This window comes from Streptomyces sp. NPDC050161, from assembly GCF_044460025.1.
Classification (GTDB): Bacteria; Actinomycetota; Actinomycetes; order Streptomycetales; family Streptomycetaceae; genus Streptomyces.
Genome location: NZ_JBITJM010000018.1, coordinates 104,756 through 126,523, shown reverse-complemented (window position 1 = coordinate 126,523; position 21,768 = coordinate 104,756). Strand labels below are relative to the sequence as shown.

Genomic DNA, 21,768 nt, shown 5'->3' with positions numbered 1-21,768 from the left:
GGGCCGAGCCCCTGCCCGCGCCCCTGCCCACGCTCCTGTCCACGTTCGGTGTTCACGCGGCCTTCTCCTCCTGCCAGCGCCGCACATGCGGCAGATCGTCGTCGAGCCAAAAGGCGCTTTCCTGCGGGTCCTTGGAGTCCGTCACCACGAGGATCTCCTCGAACTTCGCCCCCGTGCCCCGGAAGCCGAGGTGCGGTTCGACCGCCCAGAGGCCCGGCTGCGGCGGATGGTCGGAGAAGGTGTACGGGCTCCACAGCGGGGACCAGCCGTCGCGGTGTCCGTGCAGCGCGTCGCTCGCCAGGCCCTTGAGCGACTGGGTGCCGAACCCGAAGAGGGTGGGTGCGAAGCGGCGTTCCCTGACCCGGTCGATTTTGTGGGCGATGACGCCGAAGGGGTAGGCGCGGTGCCGGTTGGTGTACCCCTGGCGCACCATGAGCCGTTCGACGTCTTCGTAGATCTCGCGCAGCGGCCGGCGTTCGCGGACCTCGCGCAGGATCAGCTCGCGGTGCGCCTCTAGGTCGGCCAGCAGCCGGTCGTGCACGGGATTGAGCCCCAGACAGCCGGAGTAGCCGATGTCGGCGGTGAAGCCGTTGTGGACCGGCGCCAGGTCGAGGATGAAGGCCATCCCCGGCTCCAGCGCGCGGTGGGTGGGGAAGAACTGCAGCGGGACACGGAAGTTGGCGAAGGCCGTACGGTCGCCGAACCACGCGAAGGGCAGGTGGAACCAGTCCCGTACGCCGCGCTCGCGCAGCCAGGTGCGCTGCATCCGGGCCGCATCCCGCTCGGTGACGCCGGGCCTGAGCTGGGCGGCGACGGCCTCGGCGCAGGCGTAGGCGAGACGCTGGACCTCCCGGAAGCCGCGCAGTTCGGGGGTGAGCCGGCCGCCTGCCGCCGGGGTCACTGAGGTCACTGCAGCCATCGCCAACCGTCCGTCCATCCGTCAGCAGATCATTGCGGTACGTGCGCGTAACTTGACACTGATGAATGTGACAATGACTGGAGGCTGCGTCAAGAGGTGTGCAGCACGGGCCTCGGGGCGCCGGTCCGTGCGCCGATCCGTGCGCAGGTCCGGGTGCCGTCACCGGAGCCGGATGCGCCCCAAGGAGGGGATCCCCTACGGGCCTGTCGTCCCGGAGGGGTAGGGACACACCATCGCCAGGGCTGACGACCGGCGTGCCGGGCGCCACTACGGTCGATGACGTGACTGTGATCGTGACCGAAAGCCTGAGCAAGCGGTTCCCGCGGGTGACCGCATTGGACCGGCTGTCCGTCGACATCGCCCCCGGCGTGACCGGCCTGGTGGGTGCCAACGGCGCCGGAAAGTCCACCCTGATCAAGATCCTGCTCGGCCTGGCCCCGGCCACCGAGGGGACCGCGCACGTCCTCGGCATGGACGTGACCGCGCACGGCAGCACGATCCGTGAGCGCGTCGGCTACATGCCCGAGCACGACTGCCTGCCACCCGACGTCTCCGCCACCGAGTTCGTCGTCCACATGGCGCGGATGTCCGGGCTGCCGCCCACCGCGGCCAGGGAACGCACCGCCGACACCCTGCGCCACGTCGGCCTGTACGAGGAGCGCTACCGCCCCATCGGCGGCTACTCCACCGGCATGAAGCAGCGGGTGAAACTGGCCCAAGCCCTGGTCCACGACCCGCAGTTGGTGTTCCTCGACGAGCCGACCAACGGCCTGGACCCGGTCGGCAGGGACGAGATGCTGGCGCTGATCCGGCGCGTCCACACGGACTTCGGCATCTCCGTTCTGGTGACCTCCCACCTCCTGGGCGAGCTGGAGCGCACCTGCGATCACGTCGTCGTCATCGACGGCGGGAAGCTGCTGCGTTCGTCGGCCACCGACGACTTCACGCAGGTCACCGCCTCGCTGGCGGTCGAGGTCACGGACACCGACGCGTGCCCCGACGGCACCGGGGCGTTGCGCGCCGCGCTGTCCGCAGCCGGCGCCGCGGTGACCTCGGCGGCCGTCGGCACGGACGGCTCGGCCGCATCCGGGCACCTGCTGCACGTCGAGGTGACCGGCGACGAGACCTACGACCTGGTGCGGGACACGGTCGCCGGGCTCGGTATCGGGCTGGTCCGGATGGAACAGCGGCGGCACCGGATCGCCGAGGTCTTCCGCGACGCGGACGCGGACGCGGCGGCCGGAACCGGGGCCGTGGCCGGGACCGCGGCGCCCGCAGGCCGCACCGCCGCTCCCGCCCCCGCCGTCTCGTACGCCCCCCAGGAAGGAGGTGCCCCCGATGTCGCGTGAGACCACCGCGAAGCCCACCGCGCAGGCGCCCGCCGCCGCGCCCGACGTCATCCACAACATCGGCTACCGCCACTACGACGGCCCGCGCCTGGGCCGTGCGTACGCCCGCAGGTCACTGTTCTCGCAGAGCCTGCGCGGCGCCTACGGACTCGGCCGCTCCGCCAAGTCCAAGGTGCTGCCGATGCTGCTCTTCGCGGTGATGTGCCTGCCCGCGGCGATCATGGTGGCGGTGACGGTCGTGACCAAGGCGAGCAGCCTGCCCGTCGGCTACACCCGCTACGCGATCTACGTCCAGGCCGTCATCGGCCTCTACCTGGCCGCCCAGGCACCGCAGTCCGTCTCCCGTGACCTGCGCTTCAAGACCGTGCCGCTGTACTTCTCGCGCCCCATCGAGCGGGTCGACTACGTCGTGGCCAAGTTCGCCGCCATGGCGAGCGCGCTCTTCCTGCTCACCGGCGCCCCTCTGGTGATCCTGTACGTGGGGTCGCTGCTGGCGAAGCTGGACTTCCTCGACCAGACCAAGGGCCTGGCCCAGGGCCTGGTGTCGATCGCGCTGCTGTCGCTGCTGTTCGCCGGCATCGGCCTGGTGGTCTCCGCGCTCACCCCGCGCCGCGGCTTCGGCGTCGCCGCGGTGATCGCCGTACTGACCATCCCCTACGGGGCGGTGAGCGCCGTCCAGGGCATCGCGTTCGTGCAGGGCAACGAAGCGGCGGCGGGCTGGCTCGGCCTGTTCTCGCCGATCACCCTCATCGACGGCGTCCAGACGAAGTTCCTCGGCGGCACCAGCTCCTTCCCCAACGGCCTGGAGCCGTCGACCGCCGCGGGATACGTCTACCTCCTCGTCACGCTGGGTGTCATCGCCGGCTGCTACGCCCTCCTGATGCGCCGCTACCGGAAGGCGGGCCTGTGAGTCACGTCCCGCCGCCCGCCCCCGCCCCCCTCGCCACCCTCCGAAGGAATGGGCCCCGCCCATGAGCACTCTTCAGATCGACCACGTCTCCCGCTGGTTCGGCAACGTCGTCGCGGTCAACGACATCACGATGACCATCGCCCCCGGCGTCACCGGGCTGCTGGGCCCCAACGGTGCCGGGAAGTCCACCCTCATCAACATGATGGGCGGCTTCCTCGCCCCCTCCAACGGCACGGTCACCCTCGACGGCACCGCCGTCTGGCGCAACGAACGCAGCTACCGCCACATCGGCATCGTCCCCGAACGCGAGTCGATGTACGACTTCCTCACCGGCCGCGAATTCGTGGTCGCCAACGCCGAGTTGCACGGCCTGGGCCGCGCCGATGCGGCCAGGGCGCTGGGCACCGTCGAGATGGAGTACGCCCAGGACCGCAAGATCTCGACGTACAGCAAGGGCATGCGGCAGCGGGTGAAGATGGCGTCGGCGCTGGTGCACGACCCGTCCGTGCTGCTGCTCGACGAGCCGTTCAACGGCATGGACCCGCGGCAGCGCATGCAGCTGATGGAGCTGCTGCGACGGATGGGGGACGAGGGCCGCACGGTCCTGTTCTCCTCGCACATCCTCGAAGAGGTCGAGCAACTCGCCTCGCACATCGAGGTGGTGGTCGCGGGCCGGCACGCCGCGTCCGGCGACTTCCGCAAGATCCGCCGGCTGATGACCGACCGCCCGCACCGCTACGTCGTACGGTCCGACAACGACCGTGCGCTGGCCGGTGCGCTGATCGCCGACCCGTCGACGGCCGGTATCGAGGTGGACATCGCCGAGGGTGTACTGCGCGTCCAGGCCGTCGACTTCCCCCGGTTCACCGCACTCCTGCCACGCGTCGCGCGGGACCACGGCATCCGCCTGCTGGCGGTCTCGCCGTCCGACGAGTCGCTGGAATCCGTCTTCTCCTACCTCGTAGCGGCCTGAGGCCGGAAAGGAGCCCCGACGCATGTCCACGACCTCTCCGACGGCCCCGCCGATGAACGCACCGGCCGCGTCGCACTCGCTGTTCCACCCGACCGTCGCCCGGCTCACCTACCGGGCCCTGCTCGGCCGCCGCCGCGCGCTGATCCTGTTCGCGCTGCCCGCACTCCTCATCGTGATCGCCCTGGTGGTCCGCGCGCTGAGCGGCGCCGACGACTCCACGGCGACGGGTGTCCTGGGCGGTTTCGCGCTGGCCACGATGGTGCCGCTGATCGGCGTCATCGCGGGTACGGGCGCGATCGGCCCGGAGATCGACGACGGCTCCGTGGTCTACCTCCTGGCCAAGCCGGTCAGACGGTCGACGATCATCTTCACGAAACTGCTGGTCGCGATCGGGGTGACGGTGGCGTTCTCGGCCGTGCCGGTACTGATCGCCGGGTTCGTCCTGAACGGCAACAGCCAGCAGATCGCGGTGGCCTACGCGGTGGCTGCGGCCGTCGCCTCGGTCGCCTACAGCGCCCTGTTCCTCTTCTTCGGCACCATCAGCCGGCACGCCGTCGTCTTCGGCCTGGTCTACGCCCTGGTCTGGGAGACCCTGTTCGGCAGCCTGGTGGCGGGGGCGCGCACGCTCAGCGTCCAGCAGTGGGCGCTCGCGGTGGGCCAGAAGATCGCGGCCGACGGCGCCCTCACCTCCGAGGTGCAACTGCCGCTCGCCATCGGCCTGCTGGTCGTCGTCACCGTCGGCGCCACCTGGTACGCGGCGCACCGGCTGCGGTCCCTGACGCTGGCGGGGGAGGAGTGACGGGCGGGGACCACTGATGCCCCATGACGCGGCCGGGGGGGGGCCCCGGGGGGGGGGGGGGGGCGGGGGCGGGGGGGGGCCCCCCGCCGCCCCCCCCCGGCCCCCGCCCCCCCCCCGGGGCCCCCCCCCGGCCGCATGTCTGCGCGGGCCTCCGGAGGCTGACAGGCTCCGCTTATTACAGTGTTACTGCAATAGTGGCACACTCATCGGAATGACAGCACGAACGAACGCCGTCCCGGCACCGCGACGGATGCCAACCGCGGGGCTGCGTCACATAGTTGACGCGGCCGTGCCGGTCGGCTGCTTCCTCGCAGGCAACGGACTGGCCGGCCCGGCGACGGGCGCCGTCTGCGCGCTCTTAGGGGGCGGGGCCGTCGCCGTGGTCCGTCTGCTGCGCGGCGACTCGCTGAAGATCGTCGCAATCGCGCTCGGCGGCGTCCTGGCGCACGCGCTGTTCGCCCTGTACGTCGGCGACGGACGGGCCTTCTTCCTGCCCGAGCTGCTGCTCAACGTGGTGCTCGCGGTCCTGTTCGCGGGGTCGCTGCTGATCGGCCGCCCGGTGAGCGGCCCCCTGGCCAGGCTCCTGCGCGCCGAGCGCCAGGACTGGCGGTCCGACCCCCGCCGACGCCGCCTCCATTGGCAGATCACGTCCCTGTGGCTCGCCCTGTGGTGCGCCCACCTGGCCATCTGGCTGCCGCTCTACCGCGCGGACGCCGTCGCGCTGCTCGGCGTCGCCAACGTGGTGCTCGGCAAGCCGGCCGCCGCGGTCTGCGGCTGGCTGACGTGGCGCAGGCTGCGCCGCCCGGAAGCCCGGACCGCAGAACCCGCCGGATCACCCGAGCCCGCGCCGTAACGGGCCACCGCCCGCACTCCCGCCCCGCCCGGGGCCCGCCGAACCGGAACCGGAACCGGAATCAAGGAGCCGACATGCCTTCCCCCGCAGACGCCCTCGCAGACGTCCCCGCAGGCACCCCCGTCGACGTCCCCGTGGATCTCCCCGTGGACGTCACCGCACTCCCGCCGCTGCCCGTCGAGCCGCCGCCGGGCTGCCCGTTGGACCCGCCCACGGGGCTCGCCCGGCTGCGTACCGAGGCCCCGGTGTCCAGGATTTCCCTCGCCGACGGCAACTGGGCCTGGCTGCTCACCCGCTACGCCGACATCCGCACGGTGCTCGGCGACCACGCGCGCTTCAGCTCCGACCCGTTCAAGCCCGGCTTCCCGCGGTCCGGGATAGAAGGTGCCCCCACCCAGGAGGGCCGTGCCTTCATCCGGATGGACCCGCCCGGGCACACCCGGCTGCGCCGCATGGTGACCAGGGAGTTCATGGTCAAGCGGATCGATGCGCTGCGCCCGCGGATACAGGAGCTGACCGACGAGCTGTGCGACGCGATGGCCGCCACCGAGCGGTCCGCACACCCCGTCGACCTGGTGCGTGCCCTGGCGCTGCCGCTGCCCTCGCTGGTCATCGGCCTGCTGTTGGGTGTGCCCGACGAGGACCACCCGCTGTTCCAGAACCTCACCGCCACACTGCTCTCCCGCACGGCCACCGAGCAGGAACTCGGCGCGGCCCGCCGGGATCTGGTGGCCTATCTCGACTCCCTGGTGACGGCAAAGGAGAAGGCCCCGGCCGACGACATCATCGGCCGCCTGATCGTCGAGCAGCAGGCGGACGGAAAACTGACACACCGTGAACTGATCGGCTTCGCCGGCATTTTGCTGGTGGCGGGCCACGAGACCACCGCCAACATGATCGGGCTCAGCGCGCTGACGCTGATGCGGGATCCCGCCACCGCCGAGCGGCTGCGCCGCGATCCCGCGCTGCTCCCCGGAGCCGTCGAGGAACTGCTGCGCTTCCACAGCATCGTCCGCAGCGGTCCGCGCCGCGCGGTCCTGGAGGACGTCGAGATCGGCGGCCGGCTGCTCAGGGCGGGCGAGGGCGTGGTGTGCGCGCTGCCGTCCGCCAACCGCGACCCGGAGACGTTCGGCGACCCCGACACCCTCGACGTGTCCCGCGCCCACGCCCAGCGTCACGTCGCCTTCGGCTACGGCATCCACCAGTGCCTCGGCCAGGCCCTGGCCCGTGCCGAACTCCAGGTCGTCATCGGCACGTTGCTGCGCCGCTTCCCCACGATGCGCCCTGCCGTACCGCTCGACGCGATCCCGTTCCGCACCGACATGGCCATCTACGGCTGCCACACGCTGCCGGTCACCTGGTAGCCGCTGCCGGCCGCGCCCCGGCCGCCCGCGCGGTGGCCCGGTACCCCTTCCCCCCAGAACAGGAGCCCCCTATGCAGATCACCGTCGACGAGGACAAGTGCTGCGGCGCAGGACAGTGTGTGCTGCTCGCCCCCGAGGTCTTCGACCAGCGCGAGGAGGACGGCATCGTCGTCCTCCTCGACTCCGAGCCGCCCGCCGGTGAGCACGACACCGTCCGCGAGGCCGCCGCGGTCTGCCCGGCCGCCGTGATCCGGCTGACGGCGTAGGGCGCTTCTGACGGATCTCCGCGGCGTCGCGGCGCGGGCCCGGGGCCTCAGCCCTTCTCGCGCAGCACCGCGAGGACCGTACGGCGCGCCGCCCGGGTGACGCGCTCGCGGTCCGCGCCGCGCTGCTCCGACAGGTGGTACCGGAAGGGCCAGCCGAGCACCGGTTCCAGGATGTCGAGGAGTTCGGCGCCCGCCGCCTCGTCGACCGCCGACAGTTCCGGCGCGAAGACCTCGGCCAGCCGGGCCCGGTATTTCCGGTTCGTCTCCGCCATGACCGCGGCGAGCGCCGGGGACTCCTGGGCGTGGACGAGAGCGGCGATCCTGACCCGTGTCTGGAGCGCGAACACCTCTTCCTGCTGGGCCAGCAGCGTGTCCAGGCGCTTCTCCAGCGGCCACTCCTGCGGAATCGGCGTGACCAGCTTCGCCACCCGCTCGGCCTGCTGCCGTGCGACCGCCAGGCGGAGGTCGTCGAGATCACGGAAGTGGACGAAGACGCTGCGCTCCGACACCCCGGCCCGCTGGGCGATGTGCCGGGCGGTCGGGGCGATCTCGCCCTCCTTGACGGCGCTCAGCAGCGCGTCGACGATCGCCTGCCGGGTGCGCTGGGGGTTGCGGATGCGGCGCGGTGGCCTGGCCTGTCCTTCACTGGTGTCCACCGAACAATTCGACCACGCCGCCGCGGTGGCCCTGCCGGTACGTACCGGCAGGGGCGGCTTCCGGTGCGCCAAGGGGGCGCCGGCGGCCGGTCCGTAGGGTTGCGGGGTGACACCCCCGAAAGCGTTGATCACGACTGAGACCGTGCAGCACCGCGACGCGCACGGCGCGGGCGCGCTGCCCGCGCTGCTGTGGCGGGCCGGTCCCGGCTGGCGCATGATCTCCAGCGCGGTGCTCGGCGGCGGCATCGGTACGCGTTCCTGGGTGCTCAACGCCCAGGTGGGGCACGGCTATACGCGCCGCGACCCGGCGGCGCACCTCGCGGAGATCGCCGCGGGCGCACGGGCGGACCCGGGCGGGGCGGGGAGTGCGGGCGTTGGCCTGATGACCGCGGCCGATGTGCTCGGCACCCGCTCGCACGCCGTGGACGACGGTGCGGAAGCGCTGGTCACGGCAGGTGTGGGGGTCTCCGGATGGGCCGCGGTGCCGCCCGCGCGGTCGCTCCCGCACCCCGGGCCGGGCACCATCAACACCCTCGTCGCGCTGCCGGTGCCGCTGTCCGACGCGGCCCTGGTGAACGCGGTCGCCACCGCCACCGAGGCCAAGGTGCAGGCCCTCCTGGAGTACGGCTGCGACGCGTCGGGCACGCCGACCGACGCGGTGTGCGTCGCGGCCCGCGCGCCCCAACCGGGCGAACCGGCCGAGGAGTTCGCCGGACCCCGCTCGCTCTGGGGCGCCCGGCTCGCCCGCGCCGTCCACCGCGCCACGCTGCGCGCCGTCACCCTCGACGCGGCCTCCAGAAGCCCCGAAGAGGAGCGGGCCCCCGGAGGACCGCCGCTCGTACCGGCCACTTCCCTGCGCGACGCGTGAGCCGGTGCCCCGTAGGCCGGTGCCCCCGTAGGCCGGTAGGCCCGTGAGCCGGTGCCCCGTAGGCCCGTAAGTCGTACAAGGGCCGGGGACACCGGCTCACGCGCCGCGCCGTCGCACCGTCGCGTCGTCAGGCAGCCGACCCGATCCGGCGGTCACGGCCCGCGCCCATGCCCAGGAGGGCGAGCCCGGCGCACACGACCAGCAGCAGGGCGAGCGGGACGGTCCAGCCGTCGGTGAGCTGGTGGACCGCGCCGAGGATCAGCGGGCCCACCGCCGCCAGGAGGTAGCCGCCGGTCTGCGCCATGCCCGAGAGGCGGGCGGCGGTGTGCGCGTCACCGGAGCGCAGCACCATCATCGTCAGCGCCAGGCCCAGCGCGCCGCCCTGCCCGATACCGAGGAGCACGGCCCACAGCCACGCGCCCGCCACCGGCGCCACCAGGAGCCCGACGACGCCGCACGCCATCAGCGCGGAGACGGCCACACCCAGCAGCCGCTGGCGCCGCATCCGCCCGGCGAGCATCGGCACCACGAACGAACCGGCCATCTGCACCAGCGTGCTGAACGCGAAGACCAGGCCCGCCTGGCTCTTGCCCATCCCGTGGTCGGTGAAGAGCGTCGGCAGCCAGGCGATCATCACGTACGCGATCAGGGACTGCGATCCCATGAACAGCGTGACCTGCCAGGCCAGCGGCGAACGGCCCAGCCGGGGGCCGGTCTCGGCGGTGTGCGCGGGTGTCGCCGCGGCCTGGCCGTGGTGGGTGCCGCGGCGGGCGATGACCGCCTGCGGGATCCAGAGGAGTGCGGCGACGGCGGCCAGCAGTGCCCAGGAGACCAGCGAGCCCTGCCAGCTGCCGAGCGCGTTCTCCAGGGGGACCGCGGTGGCGGCCGACACGGTGGCGCCCATGATCATCGCGGTGGAGTAGAGCGCGGTCATGCCCGCGGCCTTCTCCGGGAAGTCCCGCTTGATCAGCCCCGGCATCAGGACGTTCAGCAGGGCTATCGCGGTGCCGACCACCGCGCAGCCGACGAACAGCGCGACGACCGGCGGCGCGATGCGCAGCACGATGCCGCCGCACAGCAGGACCAGCGCGCCGCACAGCACCGCTTCGGTGCCCCAACGGCGGGCGAGCCGCGGCGCGATGATCGAGCCGAGGCCCATGAAGACCAGCGGGATGGTCGTGACCAGGCTGCTGGCGGTGGCGGCCAGGTGGAAGTGGCCGCCGATCTCGCTGAGCAGCGGCGAGACGCCGGCCAGCGCCGCCCGCATGTTGAGCGAGGCGAGGACGATGCCGGCCAGCAGGAGCGCCGGGTGCGCCCGGAGCCGGCGGCGGGCCGCGGTGACCTGCGGTGCCGCGGTCAGGTCCTCCTCGGCGTCGATCAAGGGTGCGTCGGGTCTGATCGCTGACATGGGTGCGTTACCTCGCCAATCGTGGGGTGTGCGCGGGCGGTTGGCGCGCCGATGAGCTGCGGCGGCGCCCATCGCCTGGCGGGCGGGAAAAGGAAAAGGGGGGAAATGGGGTGGTGTCAGCGGGCGGCGAGCAGGGCTTCCACGGCCTGCTTCGGCTTGTCCAGAAGCGCGCGGGTGGCCCGCTCGGCCGCCTCCGGGTCGCCCGAGGCGATGGCCTCCATGACGGCGTGGTGATCGCCGTGCACGATCTTCGGGATCTCGTGGTCGTCGAGCGCGGTGACCAGCGCCTCGCGCACCGAGCTGCTGAACCAGCCGTAGGTCGCCGTCAGCGCGGTGTTGTGGGCCGCCTCGACCACGGCTCTGTGGAAGGCGATGTCGTGATCGGCGTACAGCTCCAGGCTGTCGGACGCCGGGTGACCGGGGGTGACCTCCAGGGCGGCCTGCGCGTCCAGGGCTGCCCGCATCCGTTCCAGGTCGGCGGGTTCATGGCGGACGGCGGCCAGTCTGGCGGCCTCCGCCTCCAGCGCGATCCGCAGTTCGAGCACGTCACGGATGCCGGCCCGCTGGACGCCGCGCATGATGTCGCCCGGGTCGGCGGTGGACACCACGAACGTGCCCTCGCCCTGCCGTGACCGCAGCATCCCGGCGTGCACGAGCACCCGTACCGCCTCACGGACGGTGTTGCGGCCGACCTGGAGCTGTTCGGCGAGTGCGTGCTCGGTGGGGATGCGGGCACCGACCTTCCACTCGCCCGCGGTGAGCTGTGCGCGCAGCGCCTCGACGACCGTGTCCACCAGGGACTGCCGTCCCGCCGCCTGTAGCGCCATCCGCTTCCCGCCTCCATGTGCCCGGTTGACCGGTCATCCTACAACTGAATGTATTCAGCGTACACGGATATCGGGCGGACTCACCGGGCCCCCGGGCCGGAAGTCGCGGGAGCGGGCGGGAACCGCGGCGTGCGCTCGCACGTTTACGGAGAGTGATCAGGCGATGGGTGTCAGACGGCGGGCCGCGGTGGCGGCTCCGGAACGGCAATCAGGGGCGACGCACGGTCGCGCGTCGCCCCTGGTACCGCCCTGCTCGGGCTCGGTTACTCCCCGCTCGGGCCGGCCCCGATCCCGGCCGTGGCCGGGGTGGTGCCCTGGCCGCTTTCTGCGCCCTCGCCCCGCGGCGCGGACTTCCCGGCGGCGGGTGCGGACGGCGCACCGGCCCCGGCGTCCGAGCGGCGTACGACCGCCAGGACCAGCAGGCCGGTCACCACGGCGACGACACCCGAGAGCAGGGTGATGTCCGTCAGACCGGAGACGTACGCGGCGCCGACCGCCTTGCCGCCGCCGTGCCCGCCGGCCGCGGCGCCCGGTGCCGCGTCGCGCAGCGCGGTGGCGAAGACCGTGCCCAGGACGGCGATGCCGATGGCGTAGCCGAGCTGACGGAAGGTGTTGACGGCGCCGCTCGCCATGCCCGCCCGCTGCGGGGGTGCCGCGCCGAGCGCCGCCGAGACCAGGACCGGCATCGCCATGCCGATGCCGAGGCCGCTCACCGCGAGCCCGGGGGTCAGCGTCGCCCAGCCGGCGTCGGTGCTGCCGTCGAGGAGCAGCGCGTGCAGCAGCCCGCCCGCGCCGGTGAGCAACAGGCCGCAGCCGATGGGTATCTGCGGCGCGAGCTGGGCCAGCCGACGGCCCCCGAGCGCGCCGATGAGCAGCGACATCAGGGCCATCGGCGTCACCGCGAGGCCCGCGGCGACCGGGCTCAGACCGAGGATGTTCTGCGTCCACAGCCCCACGTACGTCAGGTACGGGAAGGCCGCTGCCTGGAGCAGCAGGGCCGCCAGCATCAGCACCGCGAACGACGGCCGGCGCAGCAGCCGCAGATCAAGCAACGGCTGCCGCATCCGCCGCTCCACGGCGACGAACACGATCAGCGCCAGGGCGGCGACCACCAGCGAGGCGAGCGTCCCGGACTCCGTCCAGCCGTGCTCGCCGCCGCGGATCAGCCCGTACATCAGCGCACCCGCGCAGGCTGTGAAGGAGGTGGCGCCCGCCCAGTCGATCCTGGCCGTGCGGTCGCCGTGCGACTCGCGCACGTGGCGCACCGTGATCCACACCGCGATGGCCGTCAGCGGCAGGTTGACGAGGAAGATCGCCCGCCAGTCCGTGTACTCGGTCAGCAGGCCGCCCAGTACGGGCCCGACGGCCGCCGCCGCGCCGCTCGTGCCGCCCCAGATCCCGAAGGCCACGCCGCGGTCCCTGCCCTGGTAATGGGCCATCAGCAGCGGGGTGTTGGTGGCGAACATCGCGGCGGCGCCGAGGCCCTGGACGGCTCGCGCGGCGATCAGGGTGCCCGCGTCGGGGGCGAGGCCGCAGGCGAGCGAGGAGAGGGCGAAGAGCGCGAGGCCCGCCAGGTACAGGCGGCGCCTGCCGAAGAGGTCGGCGGCCGATCCCGCGACCATCAGCAGCGCGGCGAGCGCCAGCGCGTAGATGTCCATCACCCACTGGAGCGAGGTGAAGGACGCGCCGAGACCGTCGGCCATCCGCGGCAGCGCGGTGTTCACGATCGTGACGTCGACGAGCAGCATGAAGTTGCCGAGGGTGATGGCGACCAGGGGCCACCACTTGCCGCGCGCCACGGGCCGGTGGCCCGCCGGGCCACCGCCGTCCGCGGCGGGGGCGACCGCCGCGTTCCCCCGATCCGCCGCGTGGTGCATGAGAGTCCTCCGTTGTGGTCAGGCCGGTGCTGGCGGCCGTGGTGTCGGGTGGGATCCGGCCAGGGGTGTCCGGCGGCGGATCCAGGTGTCGTGCGGGCCGCGGGATCGGGCCGTGCGATCCGGCCGCGGAGTGCGGCCGTGGGCTGTGCCCCATCGGGTCCGGTCTCCGGTGCCCGTGGTCGGTGCGTCGCCCACAATCCGTCCTGTGGGGGCGGATCTCCCAGCCAGTTCGCCGACGGTGGTGCAATCCGACACGGAGTACTGTCGAATGGTGATATCCGACAGGTACGACGCCTTCGACCGGCAGCTCATCCACGCGTTGCAGCTCGACGGACGGGCGCCCTTCAGCCGTATCGCCGCGGTCCTGGGAGTCTCCGACCAGACCGTGGCCCGGCGCTACACCCGGCACCGTACGGCCGGCACGCTCAAGGTACTTGGCCTGACCGACCCGGCGACGCTCGGCGAGGTGGAGTGGCTGATCCGGGTGCAGTGCGCGCCGGACGCGGCGGTGCCGGTGGCCGAGGCGCTGGCCCGCAGGTCGGACACCACCTGGGTGAGCCTGACGTCCGGCGGGACGGAGATCGCCGCGGTGTGCCGGGCGGCGGACAGCGAGCACAGCGACGCGCTGCTGCTGGAGAAGCTGCCGCGCACCCCGAGCGTGGTCGGCGTCACCGCACACTGCCTGCTGCACGAGTTCTACGGCGGCGCCCAGAGCCTGGTCAACAAGGCGGGAGAGCTGACCGCCGAGCAGATCGCCCGGCTCGGCGGGACACCGCCGCCCGCGGATCCCGCATCCGTGCCGGGCCCGCCCGCCGCCGTCCCGGGCCGGGACGCGATGCCGCAGCCCGGCAGGGATCCCGATCCCGCCCCGGTCACGCTCGGCGCCGCCGACCGCCGGATGCTCGACGCGCTCGCCAGGGACGGCCGTACGCCGCCCGCCGAGCTGGCCGCGGTCACCGGCTGGTCGCCCACCACCGTGCGCCGCCGGCTCGCCGAACTCCAGGCCGGTGGCGTCCTCTACTTCGACGTCGACTACGACGTGCGGCGTTTCGGCTACGGCGTGATGGTCGCGCTGTGGATGTCCGTCGCACCGGCCGAACTGGCCGCCGCCGGGGCCGCGTTGGCGACGCACCCGGAGGTCGCGTTCGCCTGCGCCACCACAGGACCCAACAACCTCTTCGCCTCGGTGGTGTGCCGGGACGTCCGCGCCCTCTACACGTATCTGACCAGCCGCATCGCGGCGCTGCCCGGGGTGCGGACGATGGAGAGCGCGCCGCGGATCCGGCACATCAAGGGCGCGGGGCCTTTCGTCGCCGCCGCGCCCAAGCGCTCGCAGGGAAAGCGCCGTTGACCGTGCTCAGCGCCCGTACAGGCGCTCCAGCACCACCGCGATGCCGTCGTCCTCGTTGGACGCGGTGATCTCGTCGGCGACGGCCTTCAGTTCGTCGTGGGCGTTGGCCATGGCGACGCCGTGCGCGGCCCAGGCGAACATCGGGAGGTCGTTGGGCATGTCACCGAAGGCGAGGGTCTCGCTGCCCTTGGCGCCGAGGCGGCGGGCGGCCAGCGAAAGACCGGTGGCCTTGGTCAGGCCGAGCGGCAGCAGCTCGACGATGCCGGGCCCGGAGACCGTCACCCCGACGAGATCACCGGCGGCGGCGCGCGCGGCCTCGGCCAGTGCGTCGTCGTGCAGCGTGGGGTGCTGGAGGTAGACCTTGTTCACCGGCGCCGACCACAGCTCGGCCGGGTCGTCCACCTGGATGCACGGCAGCGGCCCTTCGGTGAAGCGGTAGCCGGGGCCGACCAGCACCTCGCCCGCCAGGCCGTCCCGGCTCGCGGCCAGCCGCAGCGGGCCGGTCTCCGTCTCGATCTTGGCCAGCGCGAGCGCGGCGAGCTTGCGGTCCAGCGTCACGGACGTCAGCAGCCGCTGCTCACCCGCGTGGTAGACCTGCGAGCCCTGCCCGCACACCGCGATCCCCTGGTAGTCGAGCGCGTCGAGGATGTGCCGGGTCCAGGGCACCGCCCGGCCGGTGACGACGATGTGTGCCGCGCCCGCCGCGGTGGCCGTGGCGAGCGCGGCGCGGGACCGCTCCGAGATGGTCCCGTCGTGCCGCAGCAACGTCCCGTCGAGGTCCGTCGCGATGAGTTTGTACGGCACTGCCGGGGCAGCGTCCGGGCCTGGGGAGGTCACTTGGCGACGGGCTCCAGGATCTCGCGACCGCCCAGGTAGGGGCGGAGCACCTCGGGGACGCGCACCGAGCCGTCCGCCTGCTGGTGGTTCTCGAAGATCGCCACGATGGTGCGCGGGACGGCGCAGAGCGTGCCGTTCAGCGTCGCCAGCGGCGAGACCTTCTGCTTGCCCTCGACGTTCTCGCGCATCCGCACGGAGAGGCGGCGGGCCTGGAACTCGTCGCAGTTCGACGCCGACGTCAGCTCGCGGTACTTGCCCTGGGTCGGGATCCACGCCTCGCAGTCGAACTTGCGGGAGGCGGAGGCGCCGAGGTCACCGGTGGCGACGTCGATCACCTGGAACGGCAGCTCCAGGCCGGTCAGCCACTGCTTCTCCCAGTCCAGCAGGCGCTGGTGCTCGGCCTGCGCGTCGTCCGGCGCGACGTAGGAGAACATCTCCACCTTGTCGAACTGGTGGACGCGGAAGATGCCGCGGGTGTCCTTGCCGTACGTGCCGGCCTCGCGGCGGAAGCACGGCGAGAAACCGGCGTAGCGCAGCGGCAGCTTGGACGCGTCGACGATCTCGTCCATGTGGTACGCGGCGAGCGGGACCTCGGAGGTGCCGACCAGGTAGTAGTCGTCCTTCTCCAGGTGGTAGACGTTCTCCGCCGCCTGGCCGAGGAAGCCGGTGCCCTCCATGGCGCGCGGGCGGACCAGCGCCGGGGTCAGCATCGGCGTGAAGCCGGCCGCGGTGGCCTGCGCGATGGCGGCGTTGACGAGGGCCAGCTCCAGCAGCGCGCCGACGCCCGTCAGGTAGTAGAAGCGCGAGCCGGAGACCTTGGCGCCGCGCTCGACGTCGATCGCGCCGAGCAGTTCGCCGATCTCCAGGTGGTCCTTGGGCTCGAAGCCCTCGGCGGCGAAGTCGCGGCGGGTGCCGAGGGTTTCCAGGACGGTGAAGTCCTCCTCGCCGCCCACGGGGACGTCCGGGTGGACGAGGTTGCCGAGCTTGCGCAGCAGGGCCTGGGCCTCGGCCTTGGCCTCGTCCTGCGCGGCGTCGGCTTCCTTGACGGCGGCGGACAGTTCGCCCGCCTTCTTCAGCAGCACGGCCTTCTCGTCGCCCGCTGCCTTGGGGATGAGCTTGCCGAGCGCCTTCTGCTCGGCGCGCAGCTCGTCGAAGCGGACGCTGGACGACCTGCTCCGCTCGTCGGCGGAGAGAAGCGCGTCGACGAGTTCGACGTCCTCTCCACGGGCGCGCTGGGACGCGCGCACACGGTCGGGGTCCTCACGAAGCAGGCGAAGGTCAATCACCCCTCCAGGCTACCGGGACCGGGCCGGGGCGCTCGACGCGATATTTCACGGCGGGTGTTATGTCCGCTTTGGGATTGTTTATTCTCGCGCAGTGACAGGCAGGAATGCGGTCAATGGTGAGCGGAAAGCGCCGTCGAAGTGACCGCGAAGTGCCCGCCGGAGTGTCGCAGTGATCTACGGCAAAGCGAGACGAAACGCGCCCGGGCGCCCGTGGAAGCCTCCGGGGCGCCGTTCGGGAGTGGCTGAATCTCGACGGGGGAATTTCCCGGCGGGATTCGGGGTGGGTGCGAGAGGCGTGCGCCGACCGGTGATCAACTGGGTGTGTGGAGGGAGTTGGCGAGGAGTGCGGAGGAGGGTGCGGGAAGGGGATTCCGGAGCTGGGGCGGCTGGGGAAAACCGGAGTTGTCCACAGGGGAGAGAGGTTCGGCGATTCTTATCCACAGGCTGTGTGTGAAAACTGTGGACCTCGGAATCTCTCGTTCCGGTAGGCGAATCGTCCGCTATGGATTCGTTGTCCAAACCCCGTTCACCCACTCTTTCGCGTGGAGTTGCCTCGCCCTAAAGGATTGGCCGAGGGAATTGCGCTGACACGGCCCACTTCAGGGATTGCAAGGGCCTGTGGGGTGATCTGGTGACGAAGGGGCGATTTGCCGAGATTGCCGGACTCTCACATCGGCCCCCATGTCGACTTACCCACAGGTCGAGACTCATGCCTGTGGATAACTTTGTGGACAGTCTCCACACCCCGGCGAAAGCCCCAGGTCGGCTACGTCCCGCCGGGCCGGACGGCGTCCGCCGGGCCCGGCCGGCCGACCGGTCAGGACCGGCCGTCGAGGCAACGAGTCAGCCAGTCCGACGCATCGGTGAACGCCGCGTCCGTCATGTCCGGGCGGACCGTCGCCGACACCTGGTCGGCGCGCGGGTACGAACCGAGGAAGCGCACCTCGCGGCAGACCCGCTTGAGCCCCATCAGCACCTCGCTGACCCGGCGGTCGGTGATGTGGCCCTCGCAGTCCACCGAGAAGCAGTAGCGGCCGATGCCCTCGCCGGTCGGGCGGGACTCGATGCGCATCATGTTCACGCCGCGCACCGCGTACTCCTGGAGCAGCTCCAGGAGCGCACCGGGGTGGTCGGCGCGCAGCCACAGCGCCACCGAGGTCTTGTCCGCGCCGGTGGGCGCGGCGGGCCGGGCCGGGCGGCCGACCAGGACGAAGCGGGTGGCGGCGTTCTGCGCGTCGTGGATCTCGGTGACCAGCGGCTCCAGGCCGTAGGTCGCCGCGGCGAACTCCCCGGCGAACGCGCCGTCGTAGCGGCCCTCCTGCACCAGCCGCGCACCGTCCGCGTTCGAAGCCGCCGACTCCCAGACCGCTTCCGGGAGATGGGCCGCCAGCCACTTGCGGACCTGCGGCTGGGCGACGGGATGCCCGGTCACCGTCTTGACGTCGGACAGCGGCGTACCGGGGCGCACCAGCAGGGCGAAGGCGATCGGCAGCAGCACCTCGCGGTAGATCATCAGCGGTTCGCCTGCGGCCAGTTCGTCCAGGGTGGTGGTCACGCCGCCCTCGACGGAGTTCTCGATCGGGACCAGCGCAGCCGCGGCCTCACCGCAGCGCACCGCGTCCAGCGCGGCCGGTACGGACACCATCGGCACCAGCTCGCGGGTCGCCGATTCGGGGAGCGTGCGCAGCGCCGCCTCCGTAAAGGTGCCCGCCGGGCCGAGATAGGTGTAGCGACTGGCCGACATGCAGGTGTCTCCCTCGCGTTCTTGCGGGGACGTCCCGCCGATCTCCCTTGTGTTCACGATACCGAGACCCGGCCCGGCCCCGCGGGCTCCGTCCACAGAGCGGCCCCCGCACCCGCCACCCTGTGGACGCGCGGCCGGGATCAGCCCTCCAGCAGCGACTGCCCGACGTAGCCGCCCTGCTCCGGGGCGGGCGGCACCGCGTACAGGCCGCTCGCCTCGTGCCGCAGGAACGGCGACAGCGCGTCGCCGCGGTCCAGCTTCCGCTGGATCTGTGTGAAGGCGCGCAGCGGGTCGGCCTGCCAGCAGATGAAGAGCAGCCCCGCGTCCGGTGCGCCGTCGTCGCGGAACCCGTCGTGGAAGGAGAACGGGCGGCGCAGCATCGCCGCCCCCTGGTTGGAATCCGGCGCGGCGATCCGGGCGTGCGCGTTGGCGGGGATGACCGGCAGCCCGTCGGCACCGGTCTTGTCCAGCTGCATCGGCGTGGTCTCCGAGCCGCCGGTCAGCGGGGCGCCGCTGACCTTACGGCGGCCTATCACCCGCTCCTGCTCGTCGCGCGAACGCTTCTCCCAGTCGTCGAGGAGCATCCGGATGCGGCGGACGACGGCGTACGAACCGCCGCGCATCCACGCCTGGTCGGCGTCCCGCCCCACGAAGATCCGCTCGTCGAAGTCCTGGTCGGACGGCTTGGGGTTGTTGGTGCCGTCGATCTGGCCCATGAGGTTGCGGGCGGTCAGCGGCTGCGCGGTGGCGCCCGGCGTGCGGTTGAAGCCGGTCATCTGCCAGCGCAGCCGCGCGGTGCCCGCGGCCTTCTTCTGGAGCGCACGCAGCGCGTGGAAGGCGACCAGTGCGTCGTCGGCACCGATCTGGATCCACAGGTCGCCCTCGCTGCGCCCGGCGTCCAGCGCGTCCGACGAGAAGTCGGGCAGCGGGTCGAGCTGCACGGGCCGCTGCTTCTCCAGGCCCGTACGGGCGAAGAAGCTGTGGCCGAAGCCGAAGGTGACGGTGAGCGAGGACGGTCCCGCGTCGCGTGCCACGGCGGTGTCGTCGGCCGGGGCCCGTCCCGCCATCAGCTCTTCGGCCAGCTGTGACCAGCGGCGCAGCAGTGCGGCTGCCGCCTTGCGGTCCTTGCCTGGTGCCAGGTCGAAGGCGAGCAGATGACCGGCGGCCTGGAGCGGCGTGGTGATGCCGGCCTGCTGTTTGGCGCGCGCCGCGCGGAAGGGCACCCGCGTCGCGCCGATGGAGCTGAGCGCGGCCGGCGCGTCGCCCTGGGCGGCGGCCGACCCTATGGCGCCGCCGGCCCCGCCGACGACAAGACCGGCGGCGCCGGCCGCGCCGACGGTGCCCAGCAACCGGCGGCGGGACAGCTCGACGGACGGGGATCCTTCGGCCGCCGCGGAGTCGTCGGCGGTGTGCTGCGCTGACCGGTCCGGCTGTCCGCCCTGGCCCCGGTTCGGCTTCTTCGTGGTCATCAGTCGATCTTCACGTTCCTGGTCTCGGTCACCTGGTCGACGTCGGACGTCCGCACGAGCAGCGCGAGCTGCCACTGTCCGGGCACCGGCAACTGGACGCCGTTCGCGCTCCAGTGGCCCTTGCCGACGTGCTCGGGCACCACCGGGAGCGGCCCGAGCTTCTTGGCCCGCAAGGTGAAGGACACCTTCACCTCGGGGACGTTCATGGTCGCGCCCGACGGGTCGGCGATGCGTACCCGCAGCTGGTTGCCGCTGCCGCTGCGCCCCGGGTCGAGGTCGATGCGGGCGGTGCCCTTGCCGTGCGCGCCGCCGGTGTCGAAGGGGATGGTCAGCACCCGCGGCTGGTTGGCGTCCGCCGACTGCCCGGCCTCGCCCGCCTTCACGGCCTCTTCCGTACGGGCCGGTTCGGTGGCGGTCAGCACGGTCGCCACGACGAGCAGCACCACGGCGACCGACGCCTCGGCCAGCACCGACCGGCGCAGCCCCCGCCGCTCCGGGTCGGCGTCGCGCAGCTGCCGCACCTTCGCGCTCTTCAACGCGGCCTGCTGGCGGGCGAGTTGAGCGGCCCGCTCGGGATCGGCGGGCACCGGGCCGGAGGTCTCGGATGTGTCCGGTGCGTCGGGGGCATCCGGCCCTGAAGCCGCCGCGACACCGGCGGGCACCATGGCGGCTGCCGTCTCCCCGCCCGCCTCCCGCAGCCGCGCCGTCCACCGGCGGGACGTCCACGCGATGCCGACGAGCACCACGACCAGTGCCACCTTGAGCAGCAGCAACAGTCCGTAGCTGGTGTCGGTGAGCGCGTGCAGGGTGCCGACCTGCCGCCAGGACTGGTAGATGCCGGTGGCCACCAGCACCAGCACGGAGCCGAACGCCAGCCGGGAGAAGCGGCGTACCGCGGTGCGCTCCACGACAGGGCCCCGGTACAGCGACACGAGCAGCGCCGCGAGGCCGCCGAGCCAGGCGGCGAAGGCCAGCAGGTGCAGCACGTCGACCGGCATCGCGACGGCGGGCTGCAGACCGGTCGACGCGTGCTCGGCCGCCGCCCAGGTCGTCGCGAGCCCGGCGGCGACGAGCACTCCCGCCGCGGAAAGCCAGGCCGTCAGCCGCCGCAGCCGCCCGGCACCGGGAAGCTCCCGCGCCCCGTCCGCCTCGTCGGGCCCCTCGATACGCGCCGCCTGCCGGGCCCGCGCGTACGCCCCGAAGAGCACCGCCAGGAACACCGCGGCCACCGCGAGCAGCAGCAGCCGGGCGAGCAGCGCGGTGCCCGGTTTGGTCTCCAGGGCGCCCTTGAGCACGCCGAGATCGAAGACGTCCGCGAGGTCGCCCGACCCGGTGTACGGGCCGCGCAGCAGCAGCATCACGAGGGTGGTCGCCGTCAGCAGCGCCCAGCCGCGGACCACGAGACGCTGCACCGGCCGGACCCCCGCCGCCGCCGGACGGCAGGCCAGTACGAAGACCGCGCCGCCGACCAGCAGCGTGAAACCGGCGTAGGCGAGGTAGCGGGCGATGCCGTACAGCGCGCCCACCAGGCCGCCGCCCGCCTCCTGTTGGGGCAGTGGCGCCTTGGTCGCGGAGGGCGCGCCGACCGAGAAGGTGAAGGCGCCCGACACCGGGTGGCTGTCGGCGGAGATGGCCTGCCAGGCGACGGTGTACGTCCCGTCGGGGAGTCCTGGCGGCAGCCCCGTGCCGTATTTGACGGTCTCGCCGCTGCACAGGTCACGCAGCTTGCCGCGGTCGACCCGCTTGCCCTTCGGGTCCAGGACGCGGATCGAGTCGTCGCTCATGGCGACGCCTTCGGAGAAGCTGAGCGCGACCTGTTCGGGGGCATGGTCCACCACCGCCCCCTGCGCCGGACTGCTGCCGGTCAGTGCCGCGTGCGCGAAGGCGGGTGCGGCGCCGCCGAACAGGACGCCGAGCAGCGCGCCGACGACGATCAGCAGGCGCAGCGCCGCGGGCCGCGGCTGCCGAGGGGCGGTGGTGATCATGAAAGTGCTCCCCTTTCTCCGTACTTC

General features: G+C 72.6%; 19 protein-coding genes. 9 read left to right on the top strand and 10 right to left on the bottom strand.

Going from position 1 to position 21,768, the window contains the following annotated elements; genetic code table 11:
* Positions 1–52: 52 nt before the first annotated feature.
* Entirely contained in the window at positions 53–919 is an 867-nt protein-coding gene (locus ACIBK8_RS26575; protein WP_399044375.1) for a M24 family metallopeptidase, read from the bottom strand.
* Between the two features lie 281 nt (positions 920–1,200).
* Here ACIBK8_RS26575 and ACIBK8_RS26570 point away from each other — a divergent pair, with 281 nt between their 5' ends.
* From ACIBK8_RS26570 to ACIBK8_RS26540, 7 genes are all read left to right on the top strand, one after another.
* Entirely contained in the window at positions 1,201–2,268 is a 1,068-nt protein-coding gene (locus tag ACIBK8_RS26570; RefSeq protein WP_399044374.1) for an ABC transporter ATP-binding protein, read from the top strand.
* A complete protein-coding gene (locus ACIBK8_RS26565) occupies positions 2,258–3,178 on the top strand; it encodes an ABC transporter permease (protein ID WP_399044373.1) in 921 nt (306 codons plus the stop codon). The genes ACIBK8_RS26570 and ACIBK8_RS26565 overlap by 11 nt, the downstream gene beginning before the upstream one ends.
* Positions 3,179–3,239: 61 nt before the next feature.
* Entirely contained in the window at positions 3,240–4,151 is a 912-nt protein-coding gene (locus ACIBK8_RS26560) for an ABC transporter ATP-binding protein (RefSeq protein ID WP_399044372.1), read from the top strand.
* Between the two features lie 79 nt (positions 4,152–4,230).
* A complete protein-coding gene (locus ACIBK8_RS26555; protein WP_399044402.1) occupies positions 4,231–4,950 on the top strand; it encodes an ABC transporter permease subunit in 720 nt (239 codons plus the stop codon).
* Positions 4,951–5,161: 211 nt separating this feature from the next.
* Positions 5,162–5,803 (top strand): DUF3159 domain-containing protein, encoded by a 642-nt coding sequence (locus ACIBK8_RS26550; protein ID WP_399044371.1) that lies wholly within the window; start codon positions 5,162–5,164, stop codon positions 5,801–5,803.
* A 146-nt stretch (positions 5,804–5,949) separates the two neighbouring features.
* Entirely contained in the window at positions 5,950–7,167 is a 1,218-nt protein-coding gene (locus ACIBK8_RS26545; RefSeq protein ID WP_399044401.1) for a cytochrome P450, read from the top strand.
* A 71-nt stretch (positions 7,168–7,238) separates the two neighbouring features.
* Positions 7,239–7,433, top strand: a complete 195-nt coding sequence (locus ACIBK8_RS26540; RefSeq protein WP_399044370.1) for a ferredoxin — start codon at positions 7,239–7,241, stop codon at positions 7,431–7,433.
* A gap of 47 nt (positions 7,434–7,480) precedes the next feature.
* Here the strand turns inward: ACIBK8_RS26540 and ACIBK8_RS26535 are convergent, their stop codons facing one another.
* Positions 7,481–8,089 (bottom strand): TetR/AcrR family transcriptional regulator, encoded by a 609-nt coding sequence (locus ACIBK8_RS26535; RefSeq protein ID WP_399044369.1) that lies wholly within the window; start codon positions 8,087–8,089, stop codon positions 7,481–7,483.
* Positions 8,090–8,213: 124 nt separating this feature from the next.
* On the opposite strand from ACIBK8_RS26535, the gene ACIBK8_RS26530 reads away from it, so the two are divergent.
* A complete protein-coding gene (locus tag ACIBK8_RS26530) occupies positions 8,214–8,957 on the top strand; it encodes an adenosylcobinamide amidohydrolase (protein ID WP_399044400.1) in 744 nt (247 codons plus the stop codon).
* A gap of 127 nt (positions 8,958–9,084) precedes the next feature.
* Here ACIBK8_RS26530 and ACIBK8_RS26525 read toward each other — a convergent pair whose 3' ends face one another.
* The 3 genes from ACIBK8_RS26525 to ACIBK8_RS26515 form a co-directional block, all read right to left on the bottom strand.
* Entirely contained in the window at positions 9,085–10,365 is a 1,281-nt protein-coding gene (locus tag ACIBK8_RS26525) for a CynX/NimT family MFS transporter (RefSeq protein ID WP_399044368.1), read from the bottom strand.
* A gap of 116 nt (positions 10,366–10,481) precedes the next feature.
* Entirely contained in the window at positions 10,482–11,192 is a 711-nt protein-coding gene (locus ACIBK8_RS26520; protein ID WP_399044367.1) for a FadR/GntR family transcriptional regulator, read from the bottom strand.
* Positions 11,193–11,455: 263 nt separating this feature from the next.
* A complete protein-coding gene (locus tag ACIBK8_RS26515) occupies positions 11,456–13,069 on the bottom strand; it encodes an MFS transporter (RefSeq protein ID WP_399044366.1) in 1,614 nt (537 codons plus the stop codon).
* Between the two features lie 268 nt (positions 13,070–13,337).
* Between ACIBK8_RS26515 and ACIBK8_RS26510 the strand changes: the two genes are divergently transcribed.
* Complete coding sequence (locus ACIBK8_RS26510) at positions 13,338–14,420, top strand: Lrp/AsnC family transcriptional regulator (RefSeq protein ID WP_399044365.1); 1,083 nt, start codon at positions 13,338–13,340, stop codon at positions 14,418–14,420.
* Positions 14,421–14,426: 6 nt separating this feature from the next.
* Here ACIBK8_RS26510 and ACIBK8_RS26505 read toward each other — a convergent pair whose 3' ends face one another.
* The 5 genes from ACIBK8_RS26505 to ACIBK8_RS26485 form a co-directional block, all read right to left on the bottom strand.
* The gene (locus tag ACIBK8_RS26505; protein ID WP_399044364.1) at positions 14,427–15,257 is read right to left on the bottom strand and encodes an HAD family hydrolase; all 831 of its coding nucleotides are present in this window, start codon (positions 15,255–15,257) and stop codon (positions 14,427–14,429) included.
* The gene (gene serS / locus ACIBK8_RS26500) at positions 15,254–16,543 is read right to left on the bottom strand and encodes a serine--tRNA ligase (protein WP_399044363.1); all 1,290 of its coding nucleotides are present in this window, start codon (positions 16,541–16,543) and stop codon (positions 15,254–15,256) included. Before serS ends, ACIBK8_RS26505 begins: the two co-directional genes overlap by 4 nt.
* A gap of 817 nt (positions 16,544–17,360) precedes the next feature.
* Positions 17,361–18,287 carry a prephenate dehydratase gene (pheA, locus tag ACIBK8_RS26495; RefSeq protein ID WP_399044362.1) on the bottom strand — a complete coding sequence of 309 codons (927 nt, stop codon included), beginning with the start codon at positions 18,285–18,287 and terminating at the stop codon, positions 17,361–17,363.
* 140 nt (positions 18,288–18,427) lie between these two features.
* Complete coding sequence (gene efeB, locus ACIBK8_RS26490) at positions 18,428–19,756, bottom strand: iron uptake transporter deferrochelatase/peroxidase subunit (protein ID WP_399044361.1); 1,329 nt, start codon at positions 19,754–19,756, stop codon at positions 18,428–18,430.
* The gene (locus tag ACIBK8_RS26485; RefSeq protein WP_399044360.1) at positions 19,756–21,741 is read right to left on the bottom strand and encodes a copper resistance CopC/CopD family protein; all 1,986 of its coding nucleotides are present in this window, start codon (positions 21,739–21,741) and stop codon (positions 19,756–19,758) included. The genes efeB and ACIBK8_RS26485 overlap by 1 nt, the downstream gene beginning before the upstream one ends.
* Positions 21,742–21,768: the final 27 nt, after the last annotated feature.

Coding starts and splice junctions, on each gene's coding strand:
- ACIBK8_RS26565 (WP_399044373.1), top strand. CDS start 2,258: ATGTCGCGTGAGACCACCGCGAAGCCCACCGCGCAGGCGCCCGCCGCC.
- pheA (WP_399044362.1), bottom strand. CDS start 18,287: ATGTCGGCCAGTCGCTACACCTATCTCGGCCCGGCGGGCACCTTTACG.
- ACIBK8_RS26575 (WP_399044375.1), bottom strand. CDS start 919: ATGGCTGCAGTGACCTCAGTGACCCCGGCGGCAGGCGGCCGGCTCACC.
- ACIBK8_RS26550 (WP_399044371.1), top strand. CDS start 5,162: ATGACAGCACGAACGAACGCCGTCCCGGCACCGCGACGGATGCCAACC.
- ACIBK8_RS26510 (WP_399044365.1), top strand. CDS start 13,338: ATGGTGATATCCGACAGGTACGACGCCTTCGACCGGCAGCTCATCCAC.
- ACIBK8_RS26520 (WP_399044367.1), bottom strand. CDS start 11,192: ATGGCGCTACAGGCGGCGGGACGGCAGTCCCTGGTGGACACGGTCGTC.
- ACIBK8_RS26485 (WP_399044360.1), bottom strand. CDS start 21,741: ATGATCACCACCGCCCCTCGGCAGCCGCGGCCCGCGGCGCTGCGCCTG.
- ACIBK8_RS26560 (WP_399044372.1), top strand. CDS start 3,240: ATGAGCACTCTTCAGATCGACCACGTCTCCCGCTGGTTCGGCAACGTC.
- efeB (WP_399044361.1), bottom strand. CDS start 19,756: ATGACCACGAAGAAGCCGAACCGGGGCCAGGGCGGACAGCCGGACCGG.
- ACIBK8_RS26515 (WP_399044366.1), bottom strand. CDS start 13,069: ATGCACCACGCGGCGGATCGGGGGAACGCGGCGGTCGCCCCCGCCGCG.
- ACIBK8_RS26540 (WP_399044370.1), top strand. CDS start 7,239: ATGCAGATCACCGTCGACGAGGACAAGTGCTGCGGCGCAGGACAGTGT.
- ACIBK8_RS26525 (WP_399044368.1), bottom strand. CDS start 10,365: ATGTCAGCGATCAGACCCGACGCACCCTTGATCGACGCCGAGGAGGAC.